The organism is Streptomyces sp. NPDC036764, assembly GCF_055609385.1.
Map to the genome: position 1 here is coordinate 301,040 of NZ_JBVJPT010000012.1, position 10,255 is coordinate 311,294.

General features: G+C 69.0%; 11 protein-coding genes. 3 read left to right on the forward strand and 8 right to left on the reverse strand.

Translation table 11 applies throughout. From position 1 onward, the window contains the following. Nucleotides 1-45 precede the first annotated feature (45 nt). The 3 genes from ACZ69Q_RS34315 (at nt 46) to ACZ69Q_RS34325 (ending at nt 2,380) form a co-directional block, all read left to right on the forward strand. The gene (locus ACZ69Q_RS34315) at nt 46-558 is read left to right on the forward strand and encodes a helix-turn-helix domain-containing protein (protein ID WP_471049638.1); all 513 of its coding nucleotides are present in this window, start codon (nt 46-48) and stop codon (nt 556-558) included. A gap of 101 nt (nt 559-659) precedes the next feature. Then, complete coding sequence (locus ACZ69Q_RS34320; protein WP_471049639.1) at nt 660-1,061, forward strand: hypothetical protein; 402 nt, start codon at nt 660-662, stop codon at nt 1,059-1,061. Between the two features lie 20 nt (nt 1,062-1,081). After that, a complete protein-coding gene (locus ACZ69Q_RS34325) occupies nt 1,082-2,380 on the forward strand; it encodes a hypothetical protein (RefSeq protein WP_471049642.1) in 1,299 nt (432 codons plus the stop codon). Nucleotides 2,381-2,575: 195 nt separating this feature from the next. On the opposite strand, the gene ACZ69Q_RS34330 is transcribed toward ACZ69Q_RS34325, so the two are convergent. The 8 genes from ACZ69Q_RS34330 to traB form a co-directional block, all read right to left on the reverse strand. Beyond that, on the reverse strand, nt 2,576-3,724 hold the full coding sequence (locus ACZ69Q_RS34330) for a tyrosine-type recombinase/integrase (RefSeq protein ID WP_471049644.1): 1,149 nt from the start codon (nt 3,722-3,724) through the stop codon (nt 2,576-2,578). Beyond that, entirely contained in the window at nt 3,724-3,924 is a 201-nt protein-coding gene (locus ACZ69Q_RS34335) for a helix-turn-helix domain-containing protein (protein ID WP_471049646.1), read from the reverse strand. The genes ACZ69Q_RS34330 and ACZ69Q_RS34335 overlap by 1 nt, the downstream gene beginning before the upstream one ends. A 484-nt stretch (nt 3,925-4,408) precedes the next feature. Continuing rightward, nucleotides 4,409-5,884: an ATP-binding protein gene (locus ACZ69Q_RS34340; protein ID WP_471049649.1), complete on the reverse strand. Its 1,476-nt coding sequence runs from the start codon at nt 5,882-5,884 to the stop codon at nt 4,409-4,411. A gap of 2 nt (nt 5,885-5,886) precedes the next feature. After that, a complete protein-coding gene (locus ACZ69Q_RS34345) occupies nt 5,887-6,717 on the reverse strand; it encodes a bifunctional DNA primase/polymerase (protein WP_471049651.1) in 831 nt (276 codons plus the stop codon). Beyond that, nucleotides 6,714-7,517 carry a deazapurine DNA modification protein DpdA family protein gene (locus ACZ69Q_RS34350; protein WP_471049654.1) on the reverse strand — a complete coding sequence of 268 codons (804 nt, stop codon included), beginning with the start codon at nt 7,515-7,517 and terminating at the stop codon, nt 6,714-6,716. The genes ACZ69Q_RS34345 and ACZ69Q_RS34350 overlap by 4 nt, the downstream gene beginning before the upstream one ends. A 152-nt stretch (nt 7,518-7,669) precedes the next feature. After that, entirely contained in the window at nt 7,670-7,969 is a 300-nt protein-coding gene (locus ACZ69Q_RS34355; RefSeq protein ID WP_471049657.1) for a hypothetical protein, read from the reverse strand. 16 nt (nt 7,970-7,985) lie between these two features. Beyond that, complete coding sequence (locus ACZ69Q_RS34360; protein WP_471049660.1) at nt 7,986-8,294, reverse strand: hypothetical protein; 309 nt, start codon at nt 8,292-8,294, stop codon at nt 7,986-7,988. A gap of 167 nt (nt 8,295-8,461) precedes the next feature. Continuing rightward, nucleotides 8,462-10,255, reverse strand: a 1,794-nt coding sequence (gene traB / locus ACZ69Q_RS34365; RefSeq protein WP_471049662.1) for a plasmid transfer protein TraB, incomplete at its 5' end; no start/stop codon positions are given.

Here is a 10,255-nt window from a genome sequence, read left to right on the forward strand (position 1 = left end):
AACTGAGCTATGGGCATGCAACTTGTGGTGGCATGATTGAGTGCCATGGATGAGGACACGAAGCGTCTGGGCTCAGAGCTTCAGGCTGCGCGCGAGGGGCGCCGGCCGAAGCTGACCCAGGCGACGATTGCGGAGCAGCTCGGAGTGGGCCGCACGACTGTCCAGAACATCGAGACCGGAAAGTTCGCCAAGGTGAACTCGACGATCCGCGAATACGCGCGACTCGTCGGGTGGGCCGACGGCACAGTCGACCGGGTCCTCGCCGGCGGGCCGGTCCTCGTACCGGCCGAGCGGCCGGCGGAACCTGCCGAGACCGGCTCACAGTTCGGAACCCTGGGTCTCTCCCCGGCAGTGGAGTACGAGCTGCGCGAGGGCGAGACGCTGGAGAACATGGTCATCCCCCTGGGCCCGGACGAAGGCGACGGGCACCTGATCGTCGCCCTTCAGGGGAAGAAGGGCGCATCCCCCGAGGAGATCGCCCGCATCGCGGCGAAGTTCCGCAGGGTGCGCCCGCGCCTCCAGGGCCTCACGTCCGATGACGAGGTTGCAGACTCCTGAAGTGTTGTGCGAGGTAGCTGCATTTATGCGTTGAGTGTGGTTGCATGCACAGAGAGTCGCTGGAGGGGGGCACCCGCTCGGCGGACAGGGGGTGCTGCGCCTTGCTGAAAATCGAGGTGTTGCACAAGGGCGGCGCGTGGTTCGCGCCGTACATAGAAGACGTGCCGGGGGGCTGTGTCTTCTGGTTCCACGAGGACGACATCACTGATGAGGGCTGCGGCGCGTTCGCCGACGTCTTCACGGAGCAGGCACGGCGCTGGCGACCGCGCGATCCCGGGGCACCCCGCGGCCCACGGATTCCCATCACAATGGAGCGGCGGCCCGTCATGCCGGAGGGCATAGCCATCGTGGTCGACGACCACGCTGAGTACATCGCGTACACCGTGCGGGCAGACCTGATCAGCGAGCGCGGCGCCCGAGAGATCACGCGCTCGCAGTCGGAACGAAGCCCGGACTGGGTCCGGGCGCCGGCGAACTATCAGGTGCAGATGCGCGCCGTGTGAGCGCGGAGGTGGGGTGAGCAATGGCATACGCGGAGAAGGTCTACAAGGTCCGCGGTGGCAAGAAGACGAAGCAATTCACCTGGCGGGTCAAGTACAAAGCTCCGGACGGGCACGTGCCGGCGGAGCTGTCCAAGTCCGGCTTCGCGACGAAGAAGCTGGCGGAGGACTGGGGGAACGAGCAGGAGCGGCTGATCCGGGAGGGGACCTGGATCGATCCCGCGAAGAGCACGGTGACGTTCGGCGAGTTCGCCCGCACGTTCATGAGATCGCGGCGCAAGCGCGGCCGCACCGTGGGCACGCGCTGGGACAAGCTGGAGGGCCACATCCTCCCGCGCTGGGACGGCGTCCCCCTACGGAAGATCTCGTGGTTCGATGTCGACACCTGGCAGCAGACCATGGCACTCGACGACGTCAGCCGCGGGCACTGCGTCAGCCTGATGTCGACCATCATGACCGCGGCCATGGACGCCGGGTACATCGTGGTCAATCCGTTGTTCGGCCGGCGCCGGACGAAGGACACGTCAGGCGATGCGGCTCGGCCGAAGGCGCCGAAGATCCAGCGGGATGGCGGACCGCGGCCAGAGGACGCCCTCCTGCTGGCGGAGCGGCTCGGCCCGGCGGTCGGGGTCCACGTACTCACCACGGCCTTCGGGGGGCTGCGGTTCGGCGAGGGCCTCGGACTGCATCGGGACAACACGCTGCTGACGCGGCGACAACCGTGGGGGTCGGGCGTGTTCGAGTGCCCGATCCTGCGCATCGTCGAGGAGTACGCCGAGTACCAGGAGCGCGACGAGGACGGCAACAAGAAGGGCTACGTCCAGAAGCTGGAGCCGACGAAGAACGACGGCAGCACCAGGGACGTGGACGTGCCGCCGTTCCTCGCCCTGCTGCTGCGGTACCACCTCGAGGACTGGCCGCACGCGCGCGTGTTCTGCACGCCGTCCGGGACACCGTGGCGGCGCGGCAACTGGGCGCGTACCTTCCGGCCCGCCTGCGACGGCCGCGAGGAACGCGCGAGGCGACAGGGCGTGTCCTACCGGGCGGCGTGGGAACCGATCCTGCCGGGCCTCGACATGCGGGCGCTGCGCGCTCTGCACGACACCCTGCAATCGGAGTTGGGGGTGAAGGAGCCTCTCGCCTTCGAGGCGGCCGGCCACCGGCGGCCCGGCATCAAACGCCACTACCAGAAGCCGACCCCCGCGATGCGGGCCGAACGACTCGACGGACTACAGGAGACATTCGAGCGGGCGATGCGTAACGTGGGACTGCGCACGCTGTGGGGACGGGTCGATCTCCGAAAGCACGAGCCACAGAGTTGATCTCCTAAGAATCTCCTAAACGATCACTCGCCGTGCAACCCCGGTAGGTCTGAGCAGCGGGCATCCCAGGTTCAAGCGCCATTCTCCTAAAGCGGGTGTCGCAGGTTCGAATCCTGCCGGGGGCACCAGCCAAAAGGCCCCGGACCGATCATGGTCCGGGGCCTTTTGACGGCACCCTTTGACGGCAGTCGCCTCTCAGGCGGCACGCAGACGGCGCTTGAGCAGCCGGTCCATGTGACTGATCGCCTCTCGCTGGGTGTCGTGCACGACGTGCGTGTACACGTCCATCGTGATGCTGATCTGGCTGTGGCCCAGGATCTCCATGATGACCCGTGGTGCGACGCCGGCCGCCGTCAGCAGCGTCGCGCACCCGTGCCGCGCGTCGTGTAGCCGGACCACTCGCAACCCTGCATCGGCTGCGACCCGCGTGAACGACCGGTAGACGTTGCGCGGCTCGACCGGTCGGCCGTTCCGGGTGGCGAAGACGTAGCCGCTCTCTGACCACTCGACGCCCGTGCGCGCGAACGCCTCCCGCTGCCGCAACCGGTGCCAGCGCAGCGGCGCGATGCACAACGCGGGCATGGGGACCACGCGGCTGCGACGGCTCTTGGGGTCGTCGTCGTACAGCGTGCCTCTGCGGCGCTGAGTCTGTTGGCGCACGTGCAGGACGCGGTTGTCGAGGTCTACGTCCGACCAGCGCAGGCCAACCAGCTCCCCGCGCCGCAGACCCATGGCGACGGCCATCACGAACGCGGCGTACAGCGGATCACGACGTGCGGCTTCAAGGAAGGTCAGCGTCTCCTCCAGTGACCACGGCCGGATCTCCCGCTGCTTCACGCGCGGCGGTTCCACGAGGGATGCGACGTTCCGCGTGATCAGTTCCTCGCGCACGGCCGCTGTGAGCGCGGTGCGCAGCACCCGGTGCGCTTCCTTGGCAGTCGCGGCTGTGTGGGTGGTCTGCATGCGAGTGATGAAGCGGCGAACGTCGGCGACGCTCAGGGTCTCCAGTCGCTTCGTACCCAGTAGGGGGATCAGGTAGAGGCGTACATGAGTCTCGTACTTGTCGTAGGTGCTGAGCTTGCGGCGTGGCTCGACGTAGTGCTTCAGCCAGTAGGGCAGCCACTCGGAGAGCTTGGCGGACCGAGTCGGCGTCGGGATGCCCTGGCGGTCACGGCGTACCAGCTCCAGGCGCTTGGTGTCGCACTCCGCCCACGTACTTCCGTACACCGTCTTGCGCTTGCGGGTGCCGTCGGGCTGAGGGACGTACACGCGCGCCTCGTAACGGCCGTCCTTCCGCTGCCAGATGCTGCCGGCGCCGTTGGGGTTTCTCTTTCGGGGGGCCATCAGGCTGCGTTCTCCTCAAGTCGGTCCTGCATGTAGTGGCGTATGGCATCGACCGGGATTCGGCGGGCGCGGCCAGACGTGTAGCTCGGGAGCTGCTTGGAGCGGATCAGGTCATAGACCTTGCTGCGGCTAAGCCTCAGAGCGGTCATGACCTCCGGGACTGTGAGGGCTTGGGGGTCGCTAGCGACGACGGTCAGCACGTTGAGACCTCCGGGAGAGGGCGGGGCCTGCAAATGGGGTTGGCTTTCAGAGACTTCTCAGGAGCCCGCGTGTGTCCGAGGTGCGGATTTCTGCGTCATCGCGTCACGCACGTCATTTGTGGTTCTGACCTGCGGTTATGTGGTGACGCGGGCAGCTCGGGGCGTGTCACGGGGCGGGGCGGGGTTCTGTCATCCGTGACGCGGGTGACGCGGGATGACGCGGGGTCGGCCGTCTGCGTCACCGCTGTAGCCGCTGGTCAGGGGCTGCTTTGGGGTGGCTGGTGACGTGGGTGACGCAGGGTCTCTTCTCTTAGGAATAGAGGGGGGTGGTGTCTGTGGTGGTGCGGTGCGGCTCTGGACGTGAAGAAGGAGCCGCTTCGCGGCGCGACCTGGGGCGGCGGCAAGCCGCCGGAACAGCAAGAGGAGCACGCCTCGCGCGGGGTGCTCCTCTTGCTTGTTCGGTGCGGCACTGTGGTGGCGCGGGTCAGAACGCCGCTTCCTGCTCGTTCGAGGGCGGGAGCGGGGGTCGGGTCATTTCGATGTAGCGGGCGGAGCTGGTGCGGCCCCAGTCGATGAGGACGCCGCGGGCGGCGAGGGTCGGCTGTAGCCGCTTGAGCCGGTCGGAGAGGACCTTGCCGGTGGTGGGCCAGCCCTTGGGCAGGGGACGGCATTCCTCGCCGCTGTAGAGGCTGGTGAGGCAGTGCAGCCACTCCGAGGACGACATGCGGACTTCCGTGCCAGCGTCGAGTCCGCCGGCGTGCTTGAGAACCGTCTGAGCGAGGAGGTCTCCTTCGATGACGTCGTCGTTGAGGTCGTCGAGGCTGGCCCGGTAGGCGGCCAGTGAGCCGAAGCCGGTTGCCGCGTCGAGCTGTGCGCACAGGTGGGCGAAGTCGGCCATCCGCAGGTCGGTGGGGGTCTCCGCCTGAGCGGCCCGCACCTTCACGGTCAGGTCCAGCAGGGAGCCGAGCACAATCGGCAGGATCTCCGCGTACTCCGTCCACAGTTCTGCCTCGGTGCGCCGCACCCGGGGCCGCACGAGACGCAGCGGCAGGAGGCGTTCGGCGAGGTCGGGCCGTATGACGCCGACGTCGATACCGGTCAACAGCATGGGGCGCCGGTAGCGGGAGCGGACGACGTCACCGTCGGTGAACAGCGCGCGCTTGATGCTCTCCGCGCCGGTGACGATGCAGCACATGAGGTCGGACAGGTCCGGGGGCAGGTGGGAGAGGTTGTCCAGGGCGGTGACCCAACCGGCAGCCACGGCCGTGATCATGTTCTCCTCGTCCTTCGGGGCCCGGCGCAGGTCCCCGCTCATCCCCTCGATGATCCGTACGAGCATCCGGCCGCCGGTGGACTTGCCCGCTCCTTGGGGGCCGGTGAGGAACGGGGCGGGCACGGGGACGGACGGTTCCAGGCAGCCGATCAGCCAGGCGATGGCCAGGCATTCGGTTTCGGCGCTGGCGAAGTTGCACAGGCGGAGCAGGAGGTCGATGCCCTTGCCGTTGGTGTCCTTGGCGGGCAGGGGGAGTTCGCCGGTGAGCTGGGTGCGCCGCCAGCACACCTCGCGGGGGTCGGGGGTGAGGATGGTCCAGCCGGTGGGGTGGATGCGGACGGACTGGCCGTCGTCACGGCCCAGGTCGAGCCAGGTCGCACCGTCGAACCCGGGGGCGACGCGGATGTGGGTGGGCTGTACGTCCTCGGTCAGCGCGAGTGCTTCGATCAAGTCCAACGCCTCCTTGAGTGCCGTGCCGTTGAACACGCCGACCCCGTCGCGGAAGAGGCCGACCATGAGTTCCTGCCGGTGGCTGCCCGTCGTGCCCTGGGAGCGGATGGGCCGGGCGACGGGGTGACCGTTCTTCTGCGCGTACACGGTGCCGTCGATGGTGCGGAAGTACCGGAAGTGCTCTTGCGCGTAGTCGGTGATGATCTGGCGGGCCGGTGTCTTCTCGTCCTCGGACATGGCTACATCCCCTGTGCGGTGCGGGCGTTGGTCCAGGCGTCCGTGCAGTGCCGAGGTGATTCGCCCTTGGCCTGCGCGGCGGTGAACAACCGAGCGACGTGAGCGTCGGTGAGGCAGCCGCACCGACCGTGCGTGGACAGCACGGCAAGGAAGGTCCGGTAGACGGTGGCGTGCACCGCGCTGCGGGCCTCGGTGATGCGCTGCTCGGCCATGGCGATGCCACGTTCGAGGAAGGAGGGTGTGCGGTGACGGCACTGCCCGCCACCGGTCAGCGCAGGCACGGTGACCGCCGCCGGCCGGGCCGGGGCGGCTGCCTTCACCGGCAACGCGCGCACGGAGTCCGGCAGGTTCGTCATGGTGCCGGTGCCAAGTCCCAACCACCGGGCGTATTGCATGGACGACTTGATGTCGACGCCAGGCCGTACAGCGTTGGCGGACTGCATGACACCCTCGTAGAGCCAGTGCTCACCGCGGGTCGTTGGCACGATCCGTGTTGCGGGCAGGCTCACGCGAGCCCACGCGATGGCTTCCGCGTTGTCGAGGTCTACGACGGTGAGACCGGCGCCGCCGGGGTGGTAGGCCACCGCTGCCGCTTCTCGCCACGCATGTGCCCAGCCTCGGGAGCGCAGGACGGTGGGGTCGGTGGTGGCAGCGGCCCATGCGTGGCACGGGTGCGGGCAAGCGCAGGGCCCGGCGTTCTTCATGTTCGGCCGGCCGCCGCACGCGAGACCGGTGCAATCGTGGCAGTTTCCGAACGGCACCTTTCCCGCCCGCAGGGGCAGGGGTGGAACGCCGCTCGCGGCCAGGCTCAGGGCGATGTCCAGTGCGTTCATGCTGCGCTCCGGTCGGTCAGCAGCAGTTGGTGCTGGGTGGGAATCGCTTGGACGACGCGCTCGCGCCATTTCAGGGCGTAGTCGATGCAGTTGGCGCAGTTCTTGTGCGTGTGGCCCGGCATCGGCGGGCGACGACGGGCGTGGGAGCTCCATGCAGCGGAGTCGGCGGAGGCCAGCAGGTGGCCGACCTTTTCCAGGCCGAGAATCTTGAAGCCGAAGCCGTGCAGTCGGAAGCCGTGCGCGGCCATCGCAGTGACGATCGCGGCACCCTGGCGGGTGGACTGCAACCGGCACACCGAGCCGAGCCCGACGACCGGTTCGGCCCGCAGGTCGACGCCGGCGTTCTCGTACAGCTCCACACAGCGCTCGTAGGCCGGGATGTTGTCGCCCTGAAGGACAGGAGCGATGCGCAGGTCGGGGGCGAGGGAGCGTAGTTCAAGGAAGTTCTCAACAGTGCGGCGCTGGTGCTCAGCGACGCTGAGGTGGGTGCCGACGAAGTACTGGCCGCCGAACCAGCCGCCCTCGATGATGGCCTTCTCGCACATCCAGTCCTGCGGGGCGGCCCAGTCGTAGGGGCCGACGTGCTCCCAGATGCGACGCAGATCCTGCACGTACTGGCGCGGCGTTCGCGTCCACGTGCCCTTTTCCTTCAGCTCCATAAAGCCGCCGGAGTCGACCGCGTACGGGCCCTGGGCTACATCCCACTTGACGGCACGGTCCCAGTGCTCCGACTTCAAGAACAGCGGCACATTGGTCCAGCGCAGCCAGTGCCGTTTGTGGGTGGTCAAGTAGAACCGCATGGGGGCGGGCGCAGCGGGAGCTCCCCGCGGTAAGGCTCGCGGGAGGGGGATGGGTTGGGTCATGCTGGGAGACCTCCACAGGTCTGTTGATGGCAGGTGGACAAGGGCGGCCCCGCGGCTTTGGCGAGACGAGGGGGCCGCCCTTGGCGTCGCTAGCGGTTCTTGGCCCAGAGGGCGTACTGCTGGCGGACGTAGGCACGCGGGTTGCAGCCCACGGCGGCTCCGTCCAGGGCCATCAGCCGGGCGGCCAGGTCGAACGCGGCGCTGCGGCTGGCGGTGTAGCCGGGGGTGAGGCCGTGGGCCATGCGGTCGGTGAGGGCGGCCCGGCGCAGCAACCACTCACGCCCTCGGCCCTCGCTGGTGCGCAGCCACTCCAGCTCATTGGCAGGCTCGGGCGCGGCGGCGTACGCCTGGGTGGCGTTGGGCCAGTGGGTGACGTCGTTCTCGAACACGGTGGTCCCTTCCGGATCAGTGCTTGGAGCGGGCGAGTTTCAGGCTGATGCCGCCGATGCTGAGGGGGCCGGTGGCGGCGGCGATGGCTGCGGCGGTGTGGGCGGCGAAGTCGAGCAGGGCGAGGAACGCGGCCACGGTGGCGAAGATCCCGATGGCCGCTGCTCCGGCGACGGCAAGCGGGATGAGGTAGTGGCGCAGCGGCCGTCCGGCCGGGGCGCTGGTGTGGACGACGATGACGACCGGGGCGCCGGTGGCTTCGGCGCGGCGGTAGGCGTCGGCGGGGATGTGCGGGGCGATGATCCCCGGCGGGTCGCGGTGGGACATTCGGGCTCCCTCGGGTGAGCCGCGAGCCCGCGCCATGGGTGTGACGCGGGCCCGTGCGGATGGGTGTCAGGCAGGTGTGAGGGGTGTGACGTGCCGCTGTTAGGGCGCGTCACACCTGCGCCTGCCTAGGGGTTTGGGTGTGACGCGGCCGTCACATGTGACGGGTGTCAGGCGGCCGTGAGGGCGGGGACGATCCGCCACCGGCCGGCGGTGTTCGTCGCCTCCAGTCGCCCCTCCAGGGCGGCGTCCTTGAGCCGCTTGGACACCCACGAGCGGGAGAGGTGGTGGCGGTCGCACCAGTCGGTGAAGTCGACCGGGCCCACGATCATGCGGCCCTCTTCCTCGAACTCTTCCAGCGCGCGGGCGAAGAGCTCCCGGGCCTCCTGCGGGGTGGGCTTGTGTCCGGCTTCCTGGCCGAAGATCGGGGCATCGTCTCCCTCCTCCGGCTCAGGCAGTTCCGCCTCCGGGTCGATGCCGGCGTTCTCGGGGTCGATCAACGGTCCGTCGTGGTCCATGTCGTCGTCCCCGTCCACGAGCGTCAGGCGCGGCCCGGCGGTGTCACTGTCGCCGGCGCGGTTGGTGTAGGCGGTTCCGGCGACGCTCGCGGCGGCGCCGGCGGTGATCGGGTCGGCGGGGGCGCGGTTGGCCAGGGCCCACCCGGCGAGTTGCTCCATGATCGGGGCGGCGCGGTGAGTGAAGGCGCGGGTGCGGCCCGGCGAGGGATAGCGGTCCTCATCGATTCCGGGGGTGACCAGGTAGCAGTAGCCCGGCCTGCGGTTGCCCCAAGCGCCCGGGTGGGCGCCGGCGTCGATAACCGTCTCCGGCAGGCTGAACCCCTCATCACGCGGGTCGCAACCGAGTGCGATCACGGACGTGAGGGATGCGCGGGTACTGGTGGACATCTGGTCGTAGGAGGGTCGCTGAAGCGAGACGATCAGCGAGATCCCAGCGGAACGTGCCTCCTGTGCGATGCCGGTGAAGGCGTCATCACCCAGGTTGCGCAGGGTGTTGGCGGCCTCTTCCATCCATGCGACCAGGTACGGCATACCCTCACAGCCGCACCCTCGTCCGTCCGCGCGGCAGGTGTGCGCGGTGCTGTTCTGCACCTGCGCTGCCGCCGGGATCCACTGGCGGTAGCCATGCCGACCCAACCAGCCCGTACGCGCCGGGATGACCGCTTGCAGAGCCGCGACCATGACCTCGGTGGGGCTGCCGCCCTCCGCGGCCCAGTCGATGCCGGGCAGCAGGGGGCGGAAGTCCTGGAACATCTTCGGATCCGACAGCCACAGCATCACGTCCGTGCGGGAGAGGATCTCCGTTTGGACGTTGAGGGCGGTGTCGCCCTTGCCGGATCCGGTGCCGCCCGCGATGAGCAGGTGGGTGGCGTTGCGGTTCGCCTCCGGATCCCCGGGCAGCCACAGCAGCATCGGGGAGCCGTCGTCGTAGCGTCCGATCACGATCGGATCGGCAATCGACCCACCCAGGTGCGACGGGCCCTCCCACTCCACCACGTCCGCCAGCATGTCCTCCGGAACGATGACCAGCTCGCCGCGCCGCTCGGAGCCCGGGTCTGGGCGGTAGCGGACGGCGTTGCGGGGCAGGTCGAGGGCGGAGGCGAGCCGGGACAGACTCTTGGTGACGTCGTCGTGGGTCTGCTCGCCCGCCTCCAGCGCGAGCGGTGCGGTGACCCGGTTCGGTTCCACCTTCACCGCCCCCACCTGCGCACGAGCGAGACCCACCTTGGCGAGTAGGCCCTTGTCGGTGCTTTCGCCGGTGGGGTCGGGGTTGCGGCGCAGGATCATCCGCACGTTCCACGACAGGGCCACGACCGGCCCGCCCATGAGGTACAGGTCATCGATCGGGCTTGTGGTCGGTCCGGCGAGGCACGCGGCGGTGAGCCAGGCGGAGCCGGCGGCGACGGTGATGGCGGAGTGGAGGCGGCGCTGCTGGCTGGTCGACTT

Coding starts and splice junctions, on each gene's coding strand:
- ACZ69Q_RS34345 (WP_471049651.1), bottom strand. CDS start 6,717: ATGAACGCACTGGACATCGCCCTGAGCCTGGCCGCGAGCGGCGTTCCA.
- ACZ69Q_RS34350 (WP_471049654.1), bottom strand. CDS start 7,517: ATGCGGTTCTACTTGACCACCCACAAACGGCACTGGCTGCGCTGGACC.
- ACZ69Q_RS34340 (WP_471049649.1), bottom strand. CDS start 5,884: ATGTCCGAGGACGAGAAGACACCGGCCCGCCAGATCATCACCGACTAC.
- ACZ69Q_RS34330 (WP_471049644.1), bottom strand. CDS start 3,724: ATGGCCCCCCGAAAGAGAAACCCCAACGGCGCCGGCAGCATCTGGCAG.
- ACZ69Q_RS34325 (WP_471049642.1), top strand. CDS start 1,082: ATGGCATACGCGGAGAAGGTCTACAAGGTCCGCGGTGGCAAGAAGACG.
- ACZ69Q_RS34315 (WP_471049638.1), top strand. CDS start 46: ATGGATGAGGACACGAAGCGTCTGGGCTCAGAGCTTCAGGCTGCGCGC.
- ACZ69Q_RS34360 (WP_471049660.1), bottom strand. CDS start 8,294: ATGTCCCACCGCGACCCGCCGGGGATCATCGCCCCGCACATCCCCGCC.